Source organism: Bacillus infantis, assembly GCF_050107595.1.
Taxonomy (GTDB): domain Bacteria; phylum Bacillota; class Bacilli; order Bacillales; family Cytobacillaceae; genus Bacillus_AB; species Bacillus_AB infantis_C.
Genome location: NZ_JBNILH010000007.1, coordinates 39,910 through 63,658, shown reverse-complemented (window position 1 = coordinate 63,658; position 23,749 = coordinate 39,910). Strand labels below are relative to the sequence as shown.

The following is a 23,749-nucleotide window of genomic DNA, read 5'->3' as shown; positions in this document are numbered from 1 at the left end:
AATTTGGTATGGACTTTTTGGCGCCGCAAGGATTTGGGGAGGTTTTGGTTCAGGATAGCTTTGTTTCTCCTGGAAAATGCTATTAATTTAAGCATGTTTTGAGGAAATATCATTAACTTGAAGGGTGAGCTACTATCTTGTAGGCGGTTCACCCGACTTTTGAAGAGAGCATCTCAAAATTCCGGGTAAATCATTCCGGATACGCCAATAATCTTGCCTGTTTAGGTAATATTCATTCCGGACCTGCCATTAATCATGCCAATTTCCATATTAATCATTTCTATTCCCATATATTTACAACATTCTATACAATCCGCGATGCAAAGCTGCACATGAAGCAGCAAGGTTCATGGCGTACCCGCTCGCTATTCTCTAATTAGCTTTTGTGCTCTTGATAATGATAGTTGTCGGAAGATATTGGGCTTTTTCATAAGAATACCAGCGGTTGCTGTGCCTTTTCCTGTCTTCCTCTGATAAGCGTGCTTCTTCTATAACTCTCTCGACTTTAAAACCCTGGCTGACCAGGGCATTGATATAGGTGCCTACTTTATACTGCTGCATGAAAGCGGGCGTATTCCACCCTTCATGGTTATAAACTCCTTCTTCGTGATAAGGCTTATCGACAATAATGGAGGAATTCTGATTCCTGATTCTGCTGAAAAATGGATGTTCCCAGCTGAAAACGAAAGTGCCGCCAGGCTTTAAATATCTGTGGATATTAGCCAGGGTATCCTCGAGGCTTGTGGTCCAGCCGAGAGCATAGATGGAATAGACAATATCAAAGTAATTGATAGGGAGCCCGGGATCATTCTCCATAGGGGATTCAAACAGCTTTACAGGCGCTGCAGCGGCTCCGAGCACATTCTGTGCCGTATGTATCTGCTTAGGAGACAAATCGATGCCCCAAAGCTCTGCCGCACTCCGTCCGTCCATATAAAGGAGGGAATGCCCGCTGCCGCAGCCGATATCCAGCACCTTTTTCCCGGAAGGGTCGCCAAGCAGATGCAGTTCATTCTCCACAGGGGCCAGGGGACCATACTCAGGTAGCGGATTACGGCCGAAAAAGCGCTCTGCTGAAAGGTTCCAGCTTTCTTTGTTTTTCTCTAGAATCTCTGTTTTCATTATAATCATCCTTTTTTTAGTTTAAAAAGGCTCCGGATCATCTTTCTGTAAGCCTCCTCAAATATTCTATATTTATCCAGAGTTTTCCTTTATTCTACAAAATGGATTTACAGGTTTCTCACTGATTTCTTCTTATTCCATCTGAAACTTGCAGTGTGGATCACATGGGGAATATGAAAGCCAGAGGGCAGCATGGCAGGAAAGCCTGAGATATTTGGTGCACCATAATGATAATAATGCATGACTGCGCCGGGGTACAAAGAGAAGGAGTGGTGCAGCTGAAAGAGCTTGCTTTATGAAACGGTATATTTTATTTTACTAGGGCCGGGCACCGATTTCTCTTTTCCTTTGATTGATGAACCCTTCAAAAGAGAAATAAGCGGAGGTTTTCCGGCTAAATACAGAATGGAGTTCGTTTTGAGGTAAATAAGGGGAGACTTTCTGTTTATGCAAAGCAAAATATCATAATTCCACATTTTTTGAGTCAATAAGCGGAATTTCTCCGTCTGTTTGTGCTGTTTTTCATATAAATTACTAAATAAGCAGAATTCTTTCAGCTAATAATCAGAAAGGATCCTTAAGCCGATCGGCTAACCGAAAAGAGCGGTTTGTGTTCCGGATGCTGGAATCAGCATCTTTTCTCGACTAGTTGAGAAAGTATTTTTTTTACGTCTTGTCACTTAGCTTTAAATAATTTTCCACTTTTGCTGAAGAATGTTTTCCCTTTTCGAATCACTAGCCGAAGTACTTCCTTTTCAAGAAAAGACACAAAACAGAAACAGCCCTGGCAGTGTTTCCTTTGAGGCTCAGGGCTGAATCAATGGGGAATATCGAATAAATACCAGGGAGAGCGTCTTTGTTCTCCCTTTCCATGCTTCTAGCAGTCCTTCCCTTTAGACAGGTGCAGGGGAGGAGGGATCAGCCAGCCTTTTTCTTTATTCAGGCGCAAAACCTTGGCGCCAAGCTGTGCTTTTTGTGTGTGGAACTGCCCATACATCATGGCTACATCTTCACGGATCGACATACCTATAACCTGGCTGCAGGCAACAAGCCCTGCGGCAATGTCAGCTGAAAGTGTTCCCGCTATTTCCATATCGGATACCCTTGCGCCAACGGGGATGTCATCCAGGCACGCATCCGGCCGTTCAGGCAGTGCCGGCGGAAGACCGACGCCATTTTCTTTTAGCAGTTCTTCCACCTGCCTGCGGTTTTCCATGCCTAGTTCAATCGCTTCTGCAAGCAGCTTCTTAAGATCGTCATCACCTGCGTGGTTCATCATGGTTTGATAGCCTGCAATCATCGCATTTCCTGCAAGCTGGGAGGACCAGATACTAAATACTTCGCCATAATGCAGCGGTTCATCCTTTGGGTTGCCGCTTAAAATTCCCATCATAAACCTCCTTAAATTATCTCTCATCAGAGTGCCGCCTTTCTGTTGCACAAGCGTAGTATTGCCCATCTGCCTGCAAATCATTTCATCTTTTTCAAAAGCACAAAAAAACTTGAGGCTAAATCTCCTCAAGCTTTGAGTTATATTTCTTCGCTCACTCCAGATTTAACAGAGTTTCTGCCCATGATTGGCAGGAGAATGAGAATTCCAATCGCCAGGAGTACAGCTGAAGCTTCATAAATCAGTACGATGGAAAGCTTGCTGAGCAGCCAGCCGGACATCGACATGGTAATGACGGTTGCTCCCATAAAGAGGGGATTCAGGATGCCATTGACCCTGCCAATAAAGTGTTCTTCAGTATTTTGCAGAATCATCGTATTAATGCCGATATGGATGCACGGCATAAACAGACCGGAGAAAAATTGTGCAGCAAGTGTGAGCCAGAAAGCGGTCGACAAGCCCATTCCTATGAAGCCGATTGCGCTGGCCGCCATTCCAAGCGCAAGAAGCAGCTGGGGCTGTGCCTTCTTTGAAATAGCAACTGTCACGCCTCCGCCAATGATCATACCGGCACCAAAGGCAGTCATCAGCCATTGAAGCTCCTCTTTTGGAAGGCCAAGCCTGTCAGTTATGAGAAAGACGCCGAGCGGCTGGGTAAGGCCGATAGCAAGGCCGGCAGCAGCAAAGCAGCCTCCGAGCAAAGTCAGTGGCTTGCTGCTCCAAACATAGCGAAAACCGTCCTTTATCTCCATAAACAGCGATTTTCTATCGGTTGTTTCATCCAATTCCCTGTCAGCCGGCAGCATAAGCAGAATGAGGGCAGAAAGGATGAAAGCAACACCCATGACCGCAATGGCTGTCATGATGCCGAAGCGCTGATAGACAAAGGTTCCGATTACAGGCCCCAGGATCATGAAAAGCGCAAATACAGTCTGGTAAATAGACATCCCCATCTGAACCAATTCTGCCGGAACATGGAGTTTGAAAAGCTTCATGCCGGCAGGCTGGGAAAATTGGGACAAGATCGAAGAGACAAGAGTCGCAAAGAATATCACTTTCCAGCTTCCGAATAACAGGGTGAGCAGCACTGCGAAAATGGATAAGGCACTTAATAAGTCGCACCATACCATGGTCCTTTTCGGCCTCCACCGGTCTGCAAATGTTCCGCCGATAAAAGAAAACAGGAAAATGGGCGCAAATTCAGCGACTGATATAAGAGACACCGCTACAGGGTTTTCATTTGTTTTTTCAATTACATAAAGAAGGATCGAGTAATTACGGACCCAGATCCCGATTTGCAGGAAAAAAACAGACAGCAGGATGGTTCTGATAACGCGATTTTGAAACAGCGCCCCCAAGCCCGCTTTTCCTGCAAGCATATTTTCTGTCATAAAAAAACCTCCTGGCTTTTTCTGGGCAGGAGGCTCCTTGGGTGTATGGCAGGGCAGAGGTATTCTGCCTGCTTTCACAAAAAGGGTGCACTAATCCTATCCAGAAAAGAATCGTATAGATGAATTACGAACATTTTCCAAAAAGAATTAGTTGTTCATCGCCCTTTTGTCACCCTTCCGATAAATTAATATCCATATATTACCGGAATCCGCTGGAGAAGGCAAGGGTAGTCATGGAATAAAAAATCGACATATTCAGCGGAGGATATTGTTTTATTAATGATGACAGAAAGTTTAAAATAATCATTAAGAATGATTTTCGCTGTCTTTCACTGTCCGGAAATATAGCCTGCTTTAAGGAGGAAGCTCTATGAGAAAAATAAAGCAATTCCATTATCCAGAGTATTATGACCAAAGGGCTGCCCCATATGATGAAAAAATCCTTTCTTTGCTGAAAGAAAGGAAAATGGCAGCGGAGCATAATCCCGGTGTCCCGCCGGAGGAACAACTGGATCAGTGGGCTGAAAAGTACGAACTGTACCCCGACTATGTTACAGCATTTTTTGGGACTATGTGCATGGAAGAGGACTTGAGGCCAAGAGCTGAGCCTGAAGGTTTTATTAAATATGTTCCTGTAATGAGAAGCGCGGAAAGAGACGGGAAGCTATACAGCGTAACAGCGGTCAAACAATACAGCAATGCGAGTGTCATTGCCATGGCAGTTGAGTGGGACGAAACGGCTGAAGAGCAGGGACCTGGCGGATATCCTTTATTTGGACAGTTCAGGCTATTTATCGAAGGAGGCTATGACTGCAGGAGGCGCGGTGCGAAAGGGAGAAACGGCAGCATGTCATTCAGCTTTACCGTTGTGCCTCCTCTGCCGGAGAACCTGGAAGAAATTTCTTTCGTCTTCAAGGAATATGAGGATGCATTCGGTCAGGAGCCATCCGGGTTAGAATGGGAGTTTAATCCGAGTCAAGAATAGAACATGAAAGGGGACTGTCATGAAGGAAGAAATGATTCAATTGCCGAATGGATTAACATTGAATGTGTCCCATCATCTTTCTGAAAAACCAGCCATTCTGTTCCTGCATTTCAGCGGCGGGACATGGCAGGCATGGGATGGTGTCCTGGCGCATTTTACTGCAGACTTTAGTGTGATTGCACCGGATATCAGGGGACATGGCAAATCAGATAAACCTGTAAACGGCTACCATATTGACAAAATGGCTGAAGATATCATTTTCCTTTTGAATGAATTGGGAATTGAATGCTGCCATATCATTGGAAGCTCCATGGGGGCTGAAGTGGGGCTCAGCATAGCAGCCTCCCATCCTGGAATGGTCAAATCGCTTGTTTGTGAAGGCGGTTTATATGATCGCTGGGGAGAATACAGCCTGCTGGAAGGAACAAAAGAAGAGGCAGACATAGAAAGAATAGAGCTTCTGGCAAGCATTAATGATGAAGAAGAACTTGTTTTCTCTTCAGCTGAAGAGTATATTTCGGCAATGGAGAAAGAATTCAAGGAAGCGGATATCTGGAACAGATATGCAGAAGCGTTCATTAAAAGCACTATGGAACAAAGAGAAAACGGACACTTTGCGAATCGCTTTACAAAGAATGTCCTTGCCGGCTTCATTTCATCATGCTGGGATATCAGGCTGGAAGACTATTACTGTAAAATCAGCTGTCCTGTTCTATTTCTGCCAAGCCAGGAGGAGTCAGAAAACGGATTGGCAGAAAAAAGCATCAATCATTTTTCTTCCCTTATCCAGGAACATAAAATTATTTATATACCGGATTCAATGCACGCGTATGTTTGGCTGCAGTTTCCCCTCCAGGCGGCAGAAGCCGTCAAATCTTTTTATAAAAGCTTAAAAACAGGGAGGCTTTCCGTTTAATGGATCTGCCTGAAGCGTTCAAAAGAACCATCATAAGTATACATAAAGAGAAAGGCATAGAATGGCTTTCGAACTTTGAACATTTAATAGAAGAGTGTGAGGAGCGATGGAAGCTTAAAATAGGGAAGCATTATAAGCTTTCTTATAATTTTGCCGCGCCCGTTCTTATGCCAGACGGAACAGAGGCTGTTCTGAAACTTGCAGTGCCGGGCAGGGAATCCAGAGGTGAGGCATATGCCCTGGAGCAGCTTAAAGGTCCGGCCGTTGTTAGCGTGATTGAAGCTGATGTGGAAAAAGGCATTCTCCTTCTTGAAAAGGTGTCCCCCGGCTCAACACTTTCTGGAGTAGAAGATGATGAAGAAGCTACAGGGATTGCCGCAAGTCTCATGAAAAACCTCTGGGTTCCCGCGCCGAAATCATCTGATTTGCCCGGGATGGAGGAGCGGCATCAAAGCCTTCAGCGGATTCTGCGTGAAAATCCGGAAGGGCTGGGACCGATAAAAGCTTCGATGCTGAATGAAGCAGATGCCATATTTGCTGAGAATATAAGAAATACTACAGCACCTTTCCTTCTTCACGGAGATCTGCATCATTTTAATATTCTGGATGGCGGGAAAAATGGCTGGATCATCATTGATCCAAAAGGTCTGATCGGGGAAAGAGAATATGATGTCATTCAGTATCTTCTCAATAGGCTGCCTGAAACGGGGGCAGAATCAATTATTTCAAAAAGGATTGACCTATTCGCAGAGACAGCCGGCCTGAAAAGAGATAAGCTGATCAGCTGGGGATATGCCCATTCAATCCTCTCAGCTTCATGGAGCTGGAAAGAAAATGGCAGCTGTGAGCCTTCTTTTTTTAACAGTATTTGGGTATTTGAAGCTCTGTTAAGAGAAAGCAGGAAGGCCTGAAAGGAAACAGCTTTCCGAAGCAGTTTAAAAGATGACCCCTTTAAGCAGAAATGCTACAATAGTAAAGAAAAATATCTTAAATAGAGAGGTCTCAGGGGAAGCTATGCATAGAAATAAAGATTTACACGAATTTTTAGTAAATAAAACATGGCAGCTAACAGAAGACTGGTATACTTCATTGGATAAAAGCGATCCAAAAGGGGTATACAGCTCGACCAATCCGGATGTAATCCGGACGATAAAGCAGCAGAACCATGATTTTCATGAACATTTCTGCAAAATTTTTTTCATGGAGGAAAATGCCTTCTTCCGTGAATTCGAACAGTGGATTCTATCCATTGCCCAGGATGAAGAGCATTTGAGCACTCCTGTCCATTTTATCTTAAGAGAGTTTTTCAATACGCAGGAACAGTATCTTGATTTAATGGAAGAATATGCAAAGAAAAACGATGGAAAGTATACGCAGGATCAGATCAATATTTGGAACAGACTGATCATTAAGGCATTCAGCAAAGTGATGACCTGGTTCACGCAGGAAAACCATAAATATTCTGAAGCCAGACTGAAGGCCAGCCAGGAAATGATCAATGAACTCAGCTCGCCGGTCATTTCACTTAATAATAATGCAGCATTGCTGCCGCTTGTTGGCGATATTGATACGGCAAGGGCCAAGTTCATTCTTGAGCATACGCTGCTCGAATGCAACGAGAAAAAGGTTAACCATCTGTTCATCGACCTGTCGGGAGTGGTCATGATTGATACAATGGTTGCACACCAGATATTCCAGCTGATAGAGACGCTTACACTGATTGGCGTGAAGAGCACTTTATCAGGCATCCGCCCTGAAATTGCCCAGACGGCAGTGCAGCTGGGAATCTCTTTCGATAGGATTAGTGTTACCTCCACCCTGGAGAGGGCCATCAATTCTCTTAAATAAATTTATCCTTTGGAAGCTGCCAGTATGCAGCTTCCTTTTCTGTATTTGCATAGGATTTCGGCAGGATATATATTTTTCAAAAGGCGTTTAACCAGCCGGAAAAACGGTTAAATGTATATTGGAAAAAAGCATAATTAGTTATCAAGAAGCTAGGAAATTTAAAATGGTGCCGGTATAATAGAAAATAAACTAAAAAGATTCTTTGTATATTTATTTTGGGGGAGCATATGACAAGAGAACTTGCAGATATAGGGGAAATAATTAACCAGGAAAAAATGCAGATTGCCAAACAGGTTCATACAGAGCGATTTGCCGAACTAACAGCTATAGAAAGAGAAGAAATCAGCAAATATGAAACAGAGATATTGAATTTAAGAGCTTCTTTTATCAGCATGTTTGGAGACAGTCTCATCAAGTCTTCCGAAGGGGAGGAAGTAACAGACGTTTTTGAAAACTGGGGAGCTGAAACGGGAAAGAATCTGTGTGTTCAAGGAGTGTCGCTGGATGAGGCGCTTATGGATACGGCTTTATACAGGAAATACATATGGAAAGTCATTAAAAGAGAAGTTCTTAAAAGCGAATTGTCAGCAGACACTGTTTTTGAAATAATAGAGACAATTGATCCATTGCTGGATTCGGCCGTCCATGCTTTCAGCCTTGCATATGTAAAATCATATACAGAAACACTGAATAATTCCAAAAAAGCGTTTCTCGAACTCTCTGTCCCGGTTGTCCCGATTACAGACTCTGTGGCAATCCTGCCGCTGATTGGAGATATTGATACCGACAGGGCGCAGCTTTTAATGGAAGAAACACTTGAGAAATCAAGGGAATTGGGCATTTCACACTTGATTCTTGATATATCAGGTGTGATGATCGTGGACACAATGGTAGCCAATGAGCTATTCAAAGTAACTGATGCACTCAAGCTTCTTGGCATCAAGGTGATCTTTACCGGCATCCGCCCTGAAATAGCACAGACGATGGTTAATCTGGGACTTGAGGTTGACGGGCTTGTCTTCCTGGGCAGCCTGAAAAAGGCACTGACACATCTGAATAAACAGAATGTTCTATAGGATGTAAAGAGCACTGCCCCAGCTGGCAGTGCTCTTCTTATTCAGCGGCTTCCCGATGCTATAATGGTGAGGTGCCAATCCCGGCTTCCCTCGGGCGCCTCGCTTTATACCATTCAAGGCAGAAAAAAATGATGATGAACAGATCTATTATATCTCCGCCATAATACATGAGGACAGCGCCGCTCTGAGCCTGTTCCAATGATACGCCTGAAGGGGGATGAACGTAGAGGTATTTTGACAATATCCCATGACCTGCCAGGGCTGTGATCAGAATGGCTGCCCTCGGCACAAAGCTCTTTTTATGCGAAGAAGGGTCAATTGAGATGAACGATGCCGTAAATAGATATCCTGCTAGAAAGACATGCAAATGGACCAGCAGGTAAAGCACAGGCTGTTCATGCATCCGTGTAAACAAATCGGTTGTGTATAGAAGCCAAAGCCCTCCTATATTTAAGGTTGCTGCTGTTGCGGGATGGGAAATAAACCGAAAAAAACGGGACTTTAGCAACATGGACCCCTTTCTTGCATATGCAGCAGGAAGCATCCTCAAAACCAATGTGACAGGCGCGGAAAGGACCATCAGCAGGGGACCGAGCATACCGAGGAGCAGATGGCCCATCATGTGCATCGAAAAATGATGGTGGGACCAGGAAGCTATTGGACCTGCGGCCGCTATACAGCAAAGGATTCCAGCAACCCAAAAAACTGTCCTGTATAATGGCCAATCACGCTTCCCGAAAAATTGGACTGCAAGGTACATGAGAAGCAGCCAAACAAAAAACACAACAAGAGTACTTTGTGCAGCGAATAAATCAGTACCAGCGGCTTCTTGGTGCTGATGGTTATTGCCGTGCATCTGCTGCAGCACCTGCCTTTCGCAGCTGTTTGTTCGTCCTCAGGAAAAGAGTTGTTCCCGAGAGAATGATAAAGAGCGCAATAGCATTCCAGACCAGATCATAAGGCAATATATTCACTTCATAGCGAATTTGATGGATTCTCATCACCTTATGCTGGATAGTCCCGTCATAAAAATTAAAGCCTCCTGAACCAAGCATTACCCCGCTCATCCATCTCTTGCCCCACCAGGCCGCCCTCCACCGAAGGTCTGCAAGCATAAATAAAGCTGCCACCGTGGCAAACCAGCTGAAGGCATGAAAAAATCCGTCAGAAACCAGTCCTGCAGCCGTGGTGGAAAGGTCGTAAAAATGATGCCAGTGCAAAAGCTGGTGAAATACAGTTTCATCCAAAAAAGCTGCCAGGCCCACTCCAAACAAAACACCAGAACCCAGGTTCCTGCCGGCAAACCTGGCCTGATTTTGGGAAAGGCTTCTGTCCAGTCTTGACATCAGCCAACCTCCTATCCTTAAAAAGTCTTTTTCTCACCAATTTACCCATAATTACGCATATTTAAGCAGAGGAATTATTTTCCTTTGTTATTGAACCGAGGGAACGAATGTTCTATAATTTAATTGATAATAAAGTTGATGGAGGAATATATGAGGCCGAAACTTACCAGCAAAATAAGCTTTTTAGAATTCAGTGATTATTATTGGCTAAAAACAGAGCTTCAGGCTTTCTGCAGGGAAGAAGGGATGAGTACATCAGGCGGAAAGGCGGAGCTTTCGGAAAGGATTAAGATCTATCTGACGACAGGGGAGAAAAAAGGTCCGATGAGAAAAAGAAGGTTAAAGCCCTGCGCAGCCAAAGCCCCATTAAGCCTTGATACGGTTATTTCCGAGAATCACACTTGTTCACAGGAAGTCCGTGCTTTTTTCAAGAGTGTCATAGGTTCACATTTTCATTTTTCTACTTATATACAGAATTATTTTAAGAACAATTCTGGAAAGACTTATGGGGATGCTGTATCAGCGTGGTACGAGGAAGAAAATCGGAAAAAGGATCCTTCCTATCAACGAGAGATTGGCCAGCAGTTCGAATACAACCGGTTTATCCGTGATTATTATGCAGACCCGAAAAACCAGGGAAAAAAGAGAGCGGAGGCAATCGCAGCTTGGAAGCATATTAAAAGCATGCCTGGGAGCAATGAATATAAATCCCAGGAATAGATTCTCCGTATTTACGGACCAGCCGGCAGAGGAGGCTAGTTTTTTTTGTCCTCCTCAAGCAGCTCGATGATTCTGTCCAGTTTTTGTTCCATTTTGGATTCAGGTTTTCCTATAACCAGCCAACGGACAAGAAAATAGACTGCAAAGACCATTCCAGCCATAATGGCAAACATGAGAATCTGGAATATAACATCTCCACTGTTAAACATATGTACCACAACCTTTCTTTTTTTTCAGTATAACATTTTATTTGTATTTTTATGGAAGGTAATTTAGTGAAATTTACGGATATTTTACTTATACCTAGATCAGCAGCGATTTTGCGGTTATAAGAGGAAACCTGAGGTATACGATTTTATGAAGCCGTGGGTTTTAGTTGAGCGTACGGTCAATACAAGTATATCATGCAAATTATTCAATATTCAGTCTATATTTTTTCTCCTTATCTGATAGGATGAGAATAGCCGATTTTGAAGGGGGAGTTTTCTTGATTGATTACCGGATAATGCCTGCCGCAGGATACAGCAGAAGAGTTGCTGATGTGGTAAGTATGCTAGAACATTCAAGATCAGTAACAATTAGTGAAATACAGGGGCTGGTTCAATCCCGGCTCGATTTTTTGCTCGACGATGCTTCTAATTCAATTGGTGCCTTGCTGATACATCTGGCTGCAATCGAATTTGTACACACCATCATAACTTTTGAGAAAAGGGACTTAAATGAGGATGAAAGAGCAAAATGGGGAACTGCGCTGGAACTTGGGAGCCTGGCCAGGGAACAGTACAGAGGCAAGGACCTGGATTTTTATGTGGCCGAACTTGATCCAGTCCGGAGAAACACATTGGATAAACTGAAGGAGGCTGATGAAGACCGGCTCCTAAAGGATCATCACTGGGAAAATGGGCTGGCATACAATCACTATTGGATGTGGTTTCACGTTATAGAGGATGAAATCAGCCATAGAGGACAGATTAAGCTGTTAAAAAGACTTGTGGACAGACAAATATGAAAAAGGGCGGATCTAAGTGTCCGTCCCTCTTTATAAGACCTTGATTGTTATTGGATAAATATATGGCTGATCAGGCTCACTGATCGATTCCCATTCTGTCACTTTAAGGAGCGGCAGCATTGTACCATTATATTCAGCCATCTCGATTGTTCCCTTTGCTTTTATCCAGCTGTCAGCTTCCAGCCCTGAGGCTTCTTGAAATTGTGATAAAAAGCCGACAATGCTTGCATCTGCCACACAATGGGAAACAAGGAAACGGGAGATGACAAGCTGGTCTTCATTAAAGCCTTCTTCTTTATAGACAAACCCCTTCAGCTCGATCTCTTTTCCCACAAAGCTGTCCAGATTTTCATGCATGCTTTCATAATAGGCGGCATACACATCGTCGTTTAAAAGGATGCTATTGCTTTTTGCCAGTCTTTTTTTGTATGCGGTGTATTCATCATTTGTCATGACAGGCTGATTTTCCAGATTTGGATCCGGTTCGTTTTCGTCTATTGAGTCTTCCTGTTTATCCTCAAGCTGCTCTTCAGTTGCTGCTTTATCCTTGTCTGTCTGCTGCTCATCTGTTTCTTCATTATCCTGTTCAGCTTTCTGCTTTCCGTGTGATAATATGGCCATTCCCCCTTTTTTATCCGCAATCGATGCGTCCAGCACCTTGGGCGGTAGAAGGAAGCCGGTAATCAAAGGAAAGATGATGATGCTGTAGGATAGCAGCTTATTTGCTGTAAACGGGGAGGTCCCGTGATCATGATGGTGCCCGCAGTCATGGCCTCCATCATCATGTTGGCAGCATTCCATTTCACCATGATGATGCTTTTTTTCCTTTTGTCCCCATATGCGTGTGATTTGGATAAAAAACAGGACAAGAAAAATAACCGATGCAATTTGGCTAAGGCTCTCATATTTAGGGTTGATATATTTACTGATCTCTCCTGTATAATGCAGTTTGAAAATTAAAGCTGAAAAGATAAGCAGTATTAATGCTCTCAATCCCTGCTGATAGTATATGACCAATTATTCTCCCTCCCTTACCATAAGCCTTGTACAATGAGCAAAGTTACAAAAACGGCTGCTGCGACAATCAGCAGCAAGGATAAGACAAATCTTTTCCGGAAGACACTCAGCATCATCAGAGTGTTTTTCAAATCAATCATAGGACCGAAAATCAGAAAGCCTAAAACAGAGGCAGGAGGGAAGATGCTGCCGAAGGACGCTCCAATGAATGCATCGGCCTCCGAGCATAAAGAGAGAATGAAAGCAAGGCCCATCATCACCAGCATAGAAGCGACAGGGCCGCTCCCTGCCTCGAGCAGTGTTCTTGCAGGCAAATATACCTGGACGAATGAGGCCAGAAAAGCCCCCAGTATTAAATATTTTGCCATATCAAAGAACTCATCAATAGAATGTGTCAGCATCGACCAGAGCCTGTCCATAAAGGGAGCCTTGCTCATCGATTGCACGGATTCTATATGAAGACCTTTTTTAAATTGATTGCCTTTAAAGAAAAGACTGACTGCAAAAGCGGATGCCAGTGCAATGACAAAACCGAGCCCCATTCTAAGACCGGCCATCTTCGCGTCATTGCCAAATGCCATATATGTAGAAGCAATAACGATCGGGTTGATAAGGGGTCCAGTGAGCATAAAGCCAATTCCCGCATAAATCGGCACCCCTTTACCTACGAGCCTTCGAATAATCGGAACAATGCCGCACTCACATGCTGGAAAAAGGGCTCCTGCCGTACAGCTCATCAGAATCGCCAGATACTTATTCTTCGGTATCCATTTTTTAATATGGTCCTCAGTTACAAAAATCTGTATAAACCCGGCTATAAGAACGCCGATCAATACAAATGGAAGCGCCTCAATTAAAATACTGATAAAGATTGTATTCAAATTGAGCAATGATGAGGGAAGATCCACTGCTTCTTGAAAACTGACAATTAAAAAGATAAACAGGCCTGCTTTAACAGCGATAACCAGAGAAGTCAAATCGCCCATATTGCTTTTTATTATTCGATTCATATAAACCTCCTTTACAACACCACCCGAGGGTATTGAAATTAAATTTAATTTAAACGTAATAATTACGCTTTACATTCTAAGCTAACTATATGTGTTTGTCCATGGGAATATACCTGTCCAATTTGTAGCAGTTTAGGAGGCTGGAATACCTGTTTGTTCAGGGGAAAAGATACTTCAGTCGTCCCGGGAGGATCCTGCTGTGGATAGGATCAGAACAGATGCAGGCATAAAGAATGTTTGGTAACTTTACCAGAAGTGGTATTGCATAAGTTTAAAGATTGTGGTTTAATCAATAAATCGTAATTATTACGTTTTAATTCCGGCTTTAGTTGGCGATGAAGTTGCTAATATTACTAAAAGGTTGCTAAAAAATTGAAAAAAAAGATAAAACTCGCTAATAAAAACAAAAAGCTGAGGCCGGACTTTACATAAACGTACATCAGCTAAGCACTTTCTTAGGAGGATTCTATAGATGAAAGAATGGGTCATTGTCGGCGGGGGAATACAGGGTGTTACGCTTGCTGCATTCTTGCTGAGAAAGAAAAAAGTATCCTTAGAAGGGCTGTCCATTATTGATCCGCATTATGAGCCGCTATCCAATTGGAAGCATTGTACCGCTGCCATTTCAATGCCTTACTTAAGATCGCCTTCTGTGCATCATATCGACGAAGGGCCTTTCAGTCTGCAGAAATTTGCAGGAGAGACCAAAAAAAGGGGGGCATTTTACGGCAGATATAAGAGACCTTCATTGAAATTATTTAATGAGCATTGCCAGCATGTTATCCAGGATACGAAAATGAAGGATTCATGGGTGCAGGGCAGGGGGAAAGAAGCAATGGAGACAGATGGTGGCTGGCGTTTGGCCCTTCAGGATGGACGAACAATTGAGACAAAAAATCTAGCCATTAGCATTGGGATTGGAGAACAGCCCTTCATTCCTGAATGGGCCCTCAGTCTTAAAGAAGAGGGCTGTCCATCCATTTATCATATCTTCGAAAAAGGCATGCCAGCCCTTGAACAGCTTCAAGGTCCCATAACGATCCTTGGCGGAGGGATATCAGCGGCACATTTGGCCATAAGCTTAAGCCCACAGTATCCTGGCCAAGTAACATTGCTGAAGCGCCATCCTTTTAGAGTGCATGATTTTGACAGTGATCCAGGGTGGCTCGGCCCAAAAAACCAATTTGGCTTTCGCAAGTTTAAATGCTTGAAGGAAAAGCGGAGGAAGATTATAACAGCAAGGAATAAGGGATCCCTTCCAGTTGAACTTCTGGCAAAGATCAAGCATTTAGTTAAAGTGGATCTGCTTCACCATATTGATGGCCATGTTGAGCGGGCTGAATGGAGTGGAGAGAGCATCTCTATGTTCAATAAAGAAGGGGAGCACATCCATCAGACTGGGACTGTTGTTTTGGCCACCGGCTTTCAGGCGGGCCTTCCATGAAAAGATTGGCTTGCCCCTTTTATTGAAAAGCATAGCCTGCCTTGTGCAAAGTGCGGTTATCCGATCGTTGGCCATTCACTTCAATGGTCTCGCGGACTTTATGTTACAGGAGCAATGGCCGAGCTGGAGATAGGGCCGATCGCCCGCAATATCTCTGGGGCACGACAGGCAGCAGAAAGAATTACAAGCAGCTTAATATAAGTTTTAAATCGTAATGAATACGTTTAGAAGGAGAGATTTTAATGAGTATAAAGAAAATACCTGTTACTGTCTTGAGCGGCTATCTTGGCTCAGGAAAAACAACTTTGCTCAATCACATCCTGGCAAATCGTAATGGCTTGAAAGTAGCTGTAATTATCAATGATATGAGTGAAGTGAATATTGATGCCGCAATGGTGAAGCAGGGCGGCTTCTCAAGGACAGAGGAAAAGCTGGTTGAATTGCAGAATGGCTGCATCTGCTGCACGCTGCGCGAGGATTTAATGATAGAGGTTGAGAAGCTTGCGTTCAAAGGCGACATTGATTATATAGTGATTGAATCAACAGGGATCAGTGAGCCGGTCCCAGTTGCACAGACCTTTTCATATGCTGACGAAGACTTAGGAATTAATCTATCCTCCATCTGCAGGCTGGATACAATGGTGACAGTTGTGGATGCTTACCGGTTTTGGCAGGACTTTTCTTCTGGAGAAAGCCTTCTGGACAGGCAGGAGGGGGCAGGGGAGTCAGATGACCGCGAAGTGGTGGACCTGCTGATTGATCAGATTGAATTTGCCAATGTGATCATACTGAACAAAATCGACTTGACCGAAAGGAAGGCTGCTGAAGAGCTTAAAGCTGTCCTAATCAAGCTCAACCCCGGAGCAGATATCATTGAAACAATACAGGGGGAGGTGCCGCTGGACCGCGTGCTGAATACAAACCTGTTTGACTTGGAACAAGCCGGACAAAATGCAGGATGGATTAAAGAGCTTAATCAAGAGCATATACCGGAAACCGAGGAATATGGAATCTCTTCTTTCGTCTATAGAAGAAGAAGGCCGTTTCATCCTGACCGGTTTATGCAATGGCTTGAACAATGGCCTGTGGAGATTATCAGATCAAAAGGCTTTTTCTGGGTTGCAGGCAGGGAAGAAACTGCCGGCCTTCTTTCTCAGGCTGGACCGTCGCTTATACTGCAAGGTGCGGGTGCATGGATCGCTTCGCTACCGGAAGCCGAACGGGTACAAATTCTGTCAGAAGATCCCGAGCTTAAGGAAAGCTGGGATGAAACAACAGGAGACCGGCAGACAGAGCTGGTCATGATCGGTATAGAAATGGACCGCCGGGCTATTGAGGAATCGCTTGATGTTTGTCTGATTAATGAAAAAGAAGCTGAAGCGGACTGGAAGACTTTTGAGGACCTTTTGCCTGCCTTCTAAAATCGTAAGATGCCGCACTATAAAGTTGCGGTGTTTTTTTATGCAAAAAGGAAGGATAAAGTTCGTTAAAAAAAGAAGAATACAAGATTAACCGCTCTTTCCCTTCATAAATATAATGAAGAAAAGGGGATGTTTTGATGAAACAAGCATTGTTGGCAGGTATAATCCTGGCAGGCCTTGCGGCGGCGGGTTCTTTTGCGGCGGATGACTGGAATCTCTTATTGATGCTGAGCGGAACTGTATCTATAGCCTCCATTTTAATTAGCGGGTTATTGTTTGGTGTTTTTACCAGCGGGGAACAGAACAGGGCTAATTTTCACACAGAGAGCAAGTATGATAGAAAGAAGCGGCAAAAAGTAGGGAGCAGTGTTATGCTGTTCGGCCTCCCGAATATGATAGCAGTATTAGTTTATTATCTTTTGTCCGGTGGAGGATAAATCTATGGAAGAACTTGAATTTGCAATCAAACTTAGAGGAATGGGAGAGCCGAAGAAGTCAAATCTCATTCTCAAGAAGCTTGCAGACCGAAAGCCCGATGACGCTCTAATCAGCTATCAAACTGCCTGGAGCTTTGATTTGCTGGGGAAAGAAGCCGAGGCAGCTCCCTATTATGAAAGAGCCATCAGCCTTGGACTGCCTGATAAGGAGCTGGAGGGGGCTCTTCTCGGATTGGGGAGCACTTACCGAACTTTAGGAGAATATCAGAAGGCAAGATTTACGCTGGAGAAGGGGATGAACCAATTCCCTGATAACCGTGCAATGAAGGTTTTTTATTCCATGGTTTTATACAATCTGGAAAAGCACAATGAAGCAATGGGCATCCTGCTGGAAAGCCTTGCGGATACATCTTCAGATGATAGCATCATGCTGTACAGTAAAGCGATTGCCTTTTATGCCGATAAGCTTGATACAGTTTGGAAGTAAGTACCCATTCACGGGTCCTTTTTTCTATATTTATGAAGCCCGGAGCAGAAACACACATCATGTAACTTACTGCTTCTACTTTCGTCTAAACTATTATAGCGGTGAGTAAGAATAGATTTTATGAAAAAAACGCTGAAGGCTGCTTGCGTGATAGGGCCATTGAGATCGCACAATGATGGAAGATTAAAGGGAATATATATAATGAAAATAGAGGGCCTATAAAAAAGGCTTCATCTGAGTCATTCATGCAACAAGGGATGGCGGGCTGTACATCCAGCTGCAATGCAGTCTTATAAGCGGAAAGCCCGCAAAAGAATTTGAAATGGAGATTCCGGCAAGACGCATGCAATACATACGGTCTATCTACAGGGGAAAAGAGAAGGGGACTGCAGTATTATTTGGTTAATACAGTGCAAATCCTATTCGACAGCAGCATGGGCAGTCAGAATTGAGAGGAAAGGTTTAATTATGAGAAGAAAACTAGGAGCACTCGCAGGTTTTTTTATCCTGGGGTCACAGCTGTATATACTATTTTTATGGATGGCAGACTGGGAAAGGCTGACGACTGTGCCCGGGTTAGTGCAATGGGGGGCAGCTATCGTTCTGGGCCTACTGGTATCACTCATTTACCACCAGCTCAGGGAGCCTGAAAAATATATTATGATAAGTAAAAACATTTTATTCAGCAGTACGATCATGACCATACTGCTGGCTGTATTGGCATTTGTCATTGAGATCATATCAAGCTCTATGCCTTAATAGATTGGGGGAATACGAGGTGCCGGAGATTGATCATAGAATATTGATCAGGAAAGATAGACATGATATTTATCGGGTTTTGACTACTGCGGAAGGCTGGAACAGCTGGTTTACCGATGAGACTATCCTTAATATGAAATCTGATGGCACAGGTGACATCAGATTGAAATGGAAAAGTTATGGTCCAGAAAAACTTGTGCTTGAGGATGGAGGGACGATTCTTCATTCCGAGCCGGGCCGGAGATTCACTTTTCAATGGACTCCCGGAGATAGTACGACTACGGTGTCGTTTACACTGGAGCCTGCTGATGAAGGTACGCTTGTCAGTGTTCACGAGACGGGATATACTTCTTCCCGCAAAGACCTCCAGGCCTGCATAAATTGTGCGGCCGGCTGGGGAGAAGCACTCGTCCTCCTCAAGTTTTATGTAGAGCATGCTCTTGTCTGCAAGCAGGATTTAGGCTGAATATTGGAATCATCATCCTTAATCGGGACACCCTAACGGCAGGAGGGATTTTCCATGAGATTAAGGATTTTTTTATGCTTTTTAGTTATTTTTGCAAGCATGCCTATTTCCAGCCAGGCTGAAGGGGGAATAAAGGCAGCTTTTATAAGAGACGGAAATTTGTGGATTGCAGAGGGAAAAAAAGAAAACCGTATAACCGAAGCGGGACAGGCATCGAAACCGAAATGGTCATATGATGGAAGGTTCATTGCTTATCTAGCTGCAGAAGGTGATCAGCGTTATCTGTATGTGTATGATTTACAGACGAACCGGAGCTATCAGCCTTATAAAACAATTGAGACCTATCACTTCGAGTGGTCCCCGGATGCCAATACGATCGCTTACACTTCCAGTGGAATTCTTAATATCACAAAAACAAAAAACGGAATACCTATGGGCTTTGAAAATGTCTCTCTTGGTGTAAGTGATTTTACATGGATGCCGGATGGCAAGGGATTTATTGCTTCGTCACAAGCGGAACTGCTGCCCACTGGATGGGGGCCGGTTAGGCTGTTCAAAATAAAGAAAGATGCCGGACTGAACCCTGAAAAAATAAAGCCATTTTATACAATAAAAACGGACCCGGACAAACTGTTTGCGATTGATGCAAATCATTTCAAGTGGAGCACAGACCGGAAGTGGATAAGCTTTCTGGGAGTCCCGACCGCATCATGGTCGGCCGACAGCAACACTCTCATGGTATTGTCTGCAGGAGGTACGCGGTTCCAAATAATTGGAAAGATGCTGAGTCAGCCGGAATGGTTTAAATGGTCCCCGAAGGAAAATAAAATCGCGTATATTTCTGGTGAAGGAAGATTCTTTGTACAGGATAAACGGACAACGGTAGCAGATATTCCAATTTCAGCCGGCCAAGAGGAATATACGCCTGAAGGCTATGTAGATATTGACCTTGCCTGGCTGACCGGAGACGAGGTGATTTCAGCCCGGGCAAAGGAAAATAAAGAATGGAAGGAAGGGCCGCTCCCTGAGCTGTATTCAAAGCTATACAGCATCAATATCAAATCAGGCTTCCAGAAGCAAATCACATTCCCTAAACCAGGCAGCATGGATATTAAGCCTCAAGTAACAGGTAGCTATGTAACATGGATGCGAAAAAAAAGCGGCGCAACGCAGGGAGATATCTGGATCAAAGAGGGAGCAGGCGGCAAAGCAAAGATATGGCTTGAAAGAGTGGACGATGCGCCGGTAATTTACAACAGCAAGTAGAGGAAAGCCCATTCGCTGAGGATGGGCTTATTTTTATATATTTTTTAAATTATTTGAATGAATTTAATCAAAGCTAGGGTTGAAAAGAAGCAATGATATTTATGAATAGCGGCTAATCCATACATGAGGTGATAAAAAAGCAGTCCGCCATGCATTGGATAGAGGCTAATCAATACATGAGATGATAAAAAGCAGTCCCTCATGCCTAGAATAGAGGCTGATCAATACATGAGGTGATAAAAAAGCAGTCCGCCATGCATTGAATAGAGGCAAATCAATACATGAGGTGATAAAAAAGCAGTCCGCCATGCATTGAATAGAGGCAAATCAATACATGAGGTGATAAAAAAGCAGTCCGCCATGCATTGAATAGAGGCAAATCAATACATGAGATGATAAAAAAGCAGTCCGCCATGCATTGAATAGAGGCAAATCAATACATGAGGTGATAAAAAAGCAGTCCGCCATGCATTAAATAGAGGCAAATCAATACATGAGGTGGTAAAAAAGCAGTCCGCCATGCATCGAATAGAGACTAATGAATACATGAGTTTATAAAAAAGCAGTCGCTTATTCATCAAATCATACATGCGTTGTAATGAAGCAGCGGTCACGCCCAGACTGAGTTCCCCACTTTGTTTATGAAAAGTCACCCTCGATAACATTCTAGTTACTCGCTTGTTGTTGCTATCCGCCCTATCTTTTTCCTTCCAAAAACCACAATTAATTATTCTAATTGTTACAAAATTATGGATAAATGACAACTATCGTTTACATTATGACAATAATCCTTTACTCTTAAGATGACATAGGGAGGGGAAATTTACCATGTTAAAAAATTCCGTTCGTGAAATGAGGGCGAGATTCCGTTTCACACAGCAGGATCTGGCAGATAAGATCGGTGTTTCACGGCAGACGATCGGGCTGATTGAAAAGGGCGATTACGCTCCGTCCATCACACTCGCACTGAAGATATCCTCTGTGTTTGGAGTCCCGGTCGAACAGATATTTCATTTAGAAGGGGAAGAATGACCATGCTAAAAGCTATTTTTCAATCTCCACTTTTTAATTGCCTGCTGATCCTGGGCCTTGGGATTGTAATGATTGGCAATTATTATACTGACAATGTTCCTGGGTGGATGAATATTGATCCGCTGTTTCTAGGCATTCCGATTCTCATCCTTGTTGCTTCCATACCTGTCTATAACAAGCTGAACCCTGGCAGCAAGGTGAAACCGCAGATTATCCCAATGGAGTTAAGAGAAGATGATGAAGGACAGCAGTGGATCACCTATAAGGCAACCAGGAAGGTATATATATTTTTTGCTTCTTTTATACCGGTTGCGATTGCCATGACCGCATTGTTGAACCATATTCCTTACTTCCCAGTCATGCTTCTTGCCGCGATGGGCATTGTACAATACTTGATTTTTTGGCTGGAGCTGAGAAGACACCGATAAAGGGGGATCTTACATGGATAAACAGATGCTGATTTCACTTTCCATACTGGCTGTATTGCTCGAGGCTTTTCTGATTTTTGTTTTTATCAAATATAAACAGGGAAGGATTGATCACAATCCATTTGGAGCGATGGTGTTGAAAGAAGGAAGGATCCTGTATTATAGTGTTTTCCAATGGGGAAAGAGGAAGCCTGTAAATCAGGCAGCTGTTTTCCCATTATTGAAAGGCTCCAATTATTTTTGGCTGTTTCTCGCTCTTTTGCATGAACAGATTCTTGAAATGATAGTATTTCATATCTATCTGAGAAACGAGGAGCCTGCCTTGGCCTACACCTTCACAGCGATTCATATTTACAGCATCATTTATATGATCGGCGATTATAACTGGCTCCGCAATACACCCATTACAGTCAAAAATAACAGGGTTGATATGAAAATCGGGGCGAGGAGGGAATTGTCCTTCCATATCAGCGAGATTGACAGCATTCAGAAAGCATCCCTTCAATATAACAAAAGCGGTGGGATCATTTACGAAAAGGGCGTCTTTCATGTAACCGCTTTCCCGAGAGTGCTGACCAGGATATTCGGAATGGGTGACGAGCTGAGGCATGAAATAATCTTTAAGCAGCCTGTTACGGCAAGAGGTTATTTTGGATTAAAGAAAGAAGTGAAGAAAGCCTTCATTTATATTGAACAATCAGACGAACTGGCTGAGCTGCTGAAGCTAAGTATGGAGGAATGTTCAGATGAAGAAGCGGAGCTCCAGGTTGAATCAGAAAAAGAGCCGCTTGTTAACTGGAGGATGTATTTCCTGCTTCTTGCCATCAATCTGGCAGGGGCATTGGCATTAGCTCCTTATGCAATTGCCAGGGAAGGGTTCCATAAGGAAATGGGGGTGTCAGAAGGAGCTTTTACGCTGATATTTGCTGGCCAGACCGTAATAGAGGCTGGCATTCTAATCCTGCTGGCTCTGCTGATGGCGAGAACGGCAGCTGTTAAATTTCCCATGCTGGAATCTCTTATTAGGCGTTCAGGTAATTGGAGGAAACATGCAAAGGATGCAGGAACGGCAGTCTTTTATGGAGTTATGACAGGTATTGTGATTTGTATCACAAGCTATTTTTTATCGAAGCCGCTTGGTATTGATAACTCCAGCATAAACGAACCGGATTGGAAGCTGGGCCTTCTTGGATCTTTCGGAGCGGGTACAACAGAAGAAACCATGTTCCGATTGTTCTTTGTCACGCTGCTTCTCTGGTTAACGGCGAAGGTCAAGAAGAAGAAGCCTGGCAGGACTGCCATATGGATCAGCATCTTCAGCGCAGCACTCTTATTTGGAGCCCTGCATTATGGAGTCGCTGCTTCAGCTTTCGACATGACTCTTGGCCTTATTTTTGGAATGCTCCTTATAAATGGAATAGGGGGTGTAGTGTTCGGAGCCATATTCGTGTATGCAGGGCTGGAATATGCAATGATCGCCCATATCTTTGCTGATATTGTAATACATGTTGGTGCCCCGCAATTTATTTGAGAGGTTAATAGTCTCTGGTGCCTCATTGCTTCATTCTTTCCCGCATTGCAGGCACCTTTTGTCTTCATCCTGTTCTCCATACATACGGAGCTCTTTTTCTGTCCCGCATGAGACGCACTGTTCAAAATATATTTGCGGCAGGACCCCGCTTTCAGCCAAAGGGACCCACTCATTTTCATAAAGCTTCTTTGTCATCCCGTAATCGATGAATACGAGCTGCTTCTTTCCATTAATACCGTAATTGCTGCTGTCTTTAACATCAAAAGAGTCAAATTCAGCATCAAGGATCCGCAATGCTTTTTCATAATCGGAAGGAAGGAAGGCTCTGTCTGAATCTTTATCAATCTCGTAAGACTGATTATTGATCAAGGGTACGGGCTGATAATATCTTTGCACAGAAACAGACTGATCAACATAGAAAGCTTCAGCAAACAGGCTGCCCAATCCTTCAGCTTTCATAAATTGATAAATTTCCATCTCTTTTAAAGATTGCTTGAACCCGAGTGGATGGAGATTCACTTTGATGGCATATTCCTTATGACGGTACACCTTTCTTGTTGAACCGATTCCGATAAAATTTTCCCCGATGCAATATTTCCGCCAATTTTCCACAATGTGCATAGGAATAAAATTCACCTCAATTTAATA

The 23,749-nt window shown here is 43.6% G+C and carries 26 protein-coding genes; 17 read left to right on the top strand and 9 right to left on the bottom strand.

Annotated elements, in window-relative coordinates; all coding sequences use genetic code 11:
- Positions 1 to 372: 372 nt before the first annotated feature.
- The 3 genes from ACQCVH_RS15400 to ACQCVH_RS15390 form a co-directional block, all read right to left on the bottom strand.
- Positions 373 to 1,122: a class I SAM-dependent methyltransferase gene (locus ACQCVH_RS15400; RefSeq protein WP_426836539.1), complete on the bottom strand. Its 750-nt coding sequence runs from the start codon at positions 1,120 to 1,122 to the stop codon at positions 373 to 375.
- Between the two features lie 877 nt (positions 1,123 to 1,999).
- Positions 2,000 to 2,512 (bottom strand): DUF3231 family protein, encoded by a 513-nt coding sequence (locus ACQCVH_RS15395; RefSeq protein WP_101548137.1) that lies wholly within the window; start codon positions 2,510 to 2,512, stop codon positions 2,000 to 2,002.
- Positions 2,513 to 2,652: 140 nt separating this feature from the next.
- On the bottom strand, positions 2,653 to 3,903 hold the full coding sequence (locus ACQCVH_RS15390; protein ID WP_426836538.1) for an MFS transporter: 1,251 nt from the start codon (positions 3,901 to 3,903) through the stop codon (positions 2,653 to 2,655).
- A gap of 370 nt (positions 3,904 to 4,273) precedes the next feature.
- Here ACQCVH_RS15390 and ACQCVH_RS15385 point away from each other — a divergent pair, with 370 nt between their 5' ends.
- From ACQCVH_RS15385 to ACQCVH_RS15365, 5 genes are all read left to right on the top strand, one after another.
- The gene (locus tag ACQCVH_RS15385; RefSeq protein ID WP_426836537.1) at positions 4,274 to 4,888 is read left to right on the top strand and encodes a hypothetical protein; all 615 of its coding nucleotides are present in this window, start codon (positions 4,274 to 4,276) and stop codon (positions 4,886 to 4,888) included.
- A 19-nt stretch (positions 4,889 to 4,907) separates the two neighbouring features.
- Positions 4,908 to 5,804 carry an alpha/beta fold hydrolase gene (locus ACQCVH_RS15380; RefSeq protein ID WP_426836536.1) on the top strand — a complete coding sequence of 299 codons (897 nt, stop codon included), beginning with the start codon at positions 4,908 to 4,910 and terminating at the stop codon, positions 5,802 to 5,804.
- Entirely contained in the window at positions 5,804 to 6,715 is a 912-nt protein-coding gene (locus ACQCVH_RS15375; RefSeq protein ID WP_426836535.1) for an aminoglycoside phosphotransferase family protein, read from the top strand. Before ACQCVH_RS15380 ends, ACQCVH_RS15375 begins: the two co-directional genes overlap by 1 nt.
- A 103-nt stretch (positions 6,716 to 6,818) precedes the next feature.
- Positions 6,819 to 7,652, top strand: a complete 834-nt coding sequence (locus ACQCVH_RS15370; protein ID WP_426836534.1) for an STAS domain-containing protein — start codon at positions 6,819 to 6,821, stop codon at positions 7,650 to 7,652.
- Between the two features lie 227 nt (positions 7,653 to 7,879).
- Complete coding sequence (locus ACQCVH_RS15365; RefSeq protein ID WP_426836533.1) at positions 7,880 to 8,728, top strand: STAS domain-containing protein; 849 nt, start codon at positions 7,880 to 7,882, stop codon at positions 8,726 to 8,728.
- Positions 8,729 to 8,786: 58 nt separating this feature from the next.
- Here the strand turns inward: ACQCVH_RS15365 and ACQCVH_RS15360 are convergent, their stop codons facing one another.
- Both ACQCVH_RS15360 and ACQCVH_RS15355 read right to left on the bottom strand, forming a co-directional pair.
- Positions 8,787 to 9,584, bottom strand: a complete 798-nt coding sequence (locus ACQCVH_RS15360; RefSeq protein ID WP_426836532.1) for a cytochrome c oxidase assembly protein — start codon at positions 9,582 to 9,584, stop codon at positions 8,787 to 8,789.
- The gene (locus ACQCVH_RS15355; protein ID WP_426836531.1) at positions 9,571 to 10,074 is read right to left on the bottom strand and encodes a DUF2243 domain-containing protein; all 504 of its coding nucleotides are present in this window, start codon (positions 10,072 to 10,074) and stop codon (positions 9,571 to 9,573) included. Before ACQCVH_RS15355 ends, ACQCVH_RS15360 begins: the two co-directional genes overlap by 14 nt.
- Positions 10,075 to 10,224: 150 nt before the next feature.
- Here ACQCVH_RS15355 and ACQCVH_RS15350 point away from each other — a divergent pair, with 150 nt between their 5' ends.
- A complete protein-coding gene (locus ACQCVH_RS15350) occupies positions 10,225 to 10,794 on the top strand; it encodes a DUF6434 domain-containing protein (RefSeq protein ID WP_426836530.1) in 570 nt (189 codons plus the stop codon).
- Positions 10,795 to 10,829: 35 nt separating this feature from the next.
- On the opposite strand, the gene ACQCVH_RS15345 is transcribed toward ACQCVH_RS15350, so the two are convergent.
- Positions 10,830 to 11,003, bottom strand: coding sequence for a DUF4083 domain-containing protein (locus tag ACQCVH_RS15345; RefSeq protein WP_426836529.1), 174 nt, complete (start codon positions 11,001 to 11,003; stop codon positions 10,830 to 10,832).
- Positions 11,004 to 11,281: 278 nt separating this feature from the next.
- Here ACQCVH_RS15345 and ACQCVH_RS15340 point away from each other — a divergent pair, with 278 nt between their 5' ends.
- Positions 11,282 to 11,803 carry a mycothiol transferase gene (locus ACQCVH_RS15340; RefSeq protein WP_426836528.1) on the top strand — a complete coding sequence of 174 codons (522 nt, stop codon included), beginning with the start codon at positions 11,282 to 11,284 and terminating at the stop codon, positions 11,801 to 11,803.
- Positions 11,804 to 11,833: 30 nt separating this feature from the next.
- Here the strand turns inward: ACQCVH_RS15340 and ACQCVH_RS15335 are convergent, their stop codons facing one another.
- Together ACQCVH_RS15335 and ACQCVH_RS15330 are read right to left on the bottom strand one after the other, a co-directional pair.
- Positions 11,834 to 12,820 (bottom strand): TIGR03943 family putative permease subunit, encoded by a 987-nt coding sequence (locus tag ACQCVH_RS15335; protein ID WP_426836527.1) that lies wholly within the window; start codon positions 12,818 to 12,820, stop codon positions 11,834 to 11,836.
- 14 nt (positions 12,821 to 12,834) lie between these two features.
- A complete protein-coding gene (locus ACQCVH_RS15330) occupies positions 12,835 to 13,830 on the bottom strand; it encodes a permease (protein ID WP_426836526.1) in 996 nt (331 codons plus the stop codon).
- 472 nt (positions 13,831 to 14,302) lie between these two features.
- Here ACQCVH_RS15330 and ACQCVH_RS15325 point away from each other — a divergent pair, with 472 nt between their 5' ends.
- From ACQCVH_RS15325 to ACQCVH_RS15280, 10 genes are all read left to right on the top strand, one after another.
- Complete coding sequence (locus tag ACQCVH_RS15325; RefSeq protein WP_426836525.1) at positions 14,303 to 15,274, top strand: SidA/IucD/PvdA family monooxygenase; 972 nt, start codon at positions 14,303 to 14,305, stop codon at positions 15,272 to 15,274.
- 242 nt (positions 15,275 to 15,516) lie between these two features.
- Entirely contained in the window at positions 15,517 to 16,695 is a 1,179-nt protein-coding gene (locus ACQCVH_RS15320; protein ID WP_426836524.1) for a GTP-binding protein, read from the top strand.
- 137 nt (positions 16,696 to 16,832) lie between these two features.
- Positions 16,833 to 17,132: a DUF5316 domain-containing protein gene (locus ACQCVH_RS15315; protein WP_426836523.1), complete on the top strand. Its 300-nt coding sequence runs from the start codon at positions 16,833 to 16,835 to the stop codon at positions 17,130 to 17,132.
- A 4-nt stretch (positions 17,133 to 17,136) separates the two neighbouring features.
- Positions 17,137 to 17,619 (top strand): tetratricopeptide repeat protein, encoded by a 483-nt coding sequence (locus ACQCVH_RS15310; protein WP_426836522.1) that lies wholly within the window; start codon positions 17,137 to 17,139, stop codon positions 17,617 to 17,619.
- Between the two features lie 468 nt (positions 17,620 to 18,087).
- A complete protein-coding gene (locus ACQCVH_RS15305) occupies positions 18,088 to 18,378 on the top strand; it encodes a hypothetical protein (protein WP_426836521.1) in 291 nt (96 codons plus the stop codon).
- Positions 18,379 to 18,397: 19 nt separating this feature from the next.
- A complete protein-coding gene (locus ACQCVH_RS15300) occupies positions 18,398 to 18,844 on the top strand; it encodes an SRPBCC family protein (RefSeq protein WP_426836520.1) in 447 nt (148 codons plus the stop codon).
- Positions 18,845 to 18,898: 54 nt separating this feature from the next.
- Positions 18,899 to 20,110 carry a TolB-like translocation protein gene (locus ACQCVH_RS15295; RefSeq protein WP_426836519.1) on the top strand — a complete coding sequence of 404 codons (1,212 nt, stop codon included), beginning with the start codon at positions 18,899 to 18,901 and terminating at the stop codon, positions 20,108 to 20,110.
- An 828-nt stretch (positions 20,111 to 20,938) separates the two neighbouring features.
- On the top strand, positions 20,939 to 21,142 hold the full coding sequence (locus tag ACQCVH_RS15290) for a helix-turn-helix transcriptional regulator (protein WP_101548104.1): 204 nt from the start codon (positions 20,939 to 20,941) through the stop codon (positions 21,140 to 21,142).
- The gene (locus tag ACQCVH_RS15285; protein ID WP_426836518.1) at positions 21,139 to 21,570 is read left to right on the top strand and encodes a hypothetical protein; all 432 of its coding nucleotides are present in this window, start codon (positions 21,139 to 21,141) and stop codon (positions 21,568 to 21,570) included. The genes ACQCVH_RS15290 and ACQCVH_RS15285 overlap by 4 nt, the downstream gene beginning before the upstream one ends.
- Before the next feature lie 13 nt (positions 21,571 to 21,583).
- The gene (locus tag ACQCVH_RS15280; protein WP_426836517.1) at positions 21,584 to 23,101 is read left to right on the top strand and encodes a CPBP family intramembrane glutamic endopeptidase; all 1,518 of its coding nucleotides are present in this window, start codon (positions 21,584 to 21,586) and stop codon (positions 23,099 to 23,101) included.
- Between the two features lie 30 nt (positions 23,102 to 23,131).
- On the opposite strand, the gene ACQCVH_RS15275 is transcribed toward ACQCVH_RS15280, so the two are convergent.
- Positions 23,132 to 23,722 carry a protein kinase gene (locus ACQCVH_RS15275; protein ID WP_426836516.1) on the bottom strand — a complete coding sequence of 197 codons (591 nt, stop codon included), beginning with the start codon at positions 23,720 to 23,722 and terminating at the stop codon, positions 23,132 to 23,134.
- Positions 23,723 to 23,749 lie beyond the last annotated feature (27 nt).